1 protein-coding gene is annotated in these 1,049 nt (G+C 51.7%); it reads left to right on the top strand.

Going from position 1 to position 1,049, the window contains the following annotated elements:
- Positions 1 to 85: 85 nt before the first annotated feature.
- A partial coding sequence (locus tag JG50_RS0117780) for an IS256 family transposase (protein WP_033102453.1) occupies positions 86 to 1,049 on the top strand: 964 nt, incomplete at its 3' end.

Here is a 1,049-nt window from a genome sequence, read left to right on the forward strand (position 1 = left end):
AGCTGCGAAAAATAATTGAGCCATGGTGAAATTCCTCGGTTAGAATAGTAGTTGGCAAACATTCCCAAACAAGGAGGGTTTCACAATGGCTCAATACCAGATTACCGTAGATTCAGAGATTTTGCATCACCTGTTTTTGAAAGATTCAAAAGATGATTATCCCCATAAACTAACCACCCGTGTAGGAGCGATCACGCTTCGTGTGCCTCGTATCCGGGGCGGAAAGTTTTCGACTGAGCTGTTTGCCCGCTATCAGAGAAGCGAGCAAGCTTTGGTCTTGGCTTTGATGGAGATGGTGGTCAATGGCGTCTCGACCCGTAAGGTGGCCAAAGTTACAGAAGAGCTGTGCGGTACCGAGCTTTCTAAATCAACGGTTTCAGACCTGTGTAAACAACTGGACCCGATCGTGACCACTTGGAACGCTCGTCCCTTGCAGGACGAGCGGTACCCCTTCCTCATCGTCGATGCCATGGTACTCAAAGTCCGTGAGGAGGGGCGTGTGCGGGCCAGGGGCGCTCTCATGGCTATTGGCGTCAACCAGGAAGGACACCGGGAGGTCCTTGGCTTGATGCTGGGGGACAGTGAGTCTGAAGCCAGTTGGAACGAGTTTTTCAGCTGGTTGAAAAGCCGCGGGCTTTGTGGGGTGGATCTGGTGGTTTCAGATCACCATGCCGGCTTGATTCGTTCGATTCGCCAGCATTTTCAAGGAGTGACTTGGCAACGATGCCAAACGCATTTTTTGAGAAACCTGTTGGATGCCACACCTAAAGCTTGGCGTGGGGATTTGCATGCCCGGGTACGGGCATGTTTGGATGCTCCCGATCCGGAGACGGCCCGGATTCTTGTGAATCGTGTGCTTGAGGACTTTGAAACGAAAGCTCCAAAAGCAATGAGCATTCTGGAAGCTGGTATTGAGGATGCCATGGCTGTACTATCTTTGCCAGAAAAGTACCGAAAACGACTTCGTACGACCAACAGCCTGGAAAGGCTGAACGAAGAGGTACGCCGCCGGGAACGGGTGATTCGGATCTTTCCGAATCGAGCTTCCG

The organism is Thermoactinomyces daqus (assembly GCF_000763315.1).
In the GTDB taxonomy this organism is placed as follows: domain Bacteria; phylum Bacillota; class Bacilli; order Thermoactinomycetales; family Thermoactinomycetaceae; genus Thermoactinomyces_A; species Thermoactinomyces_A daqus.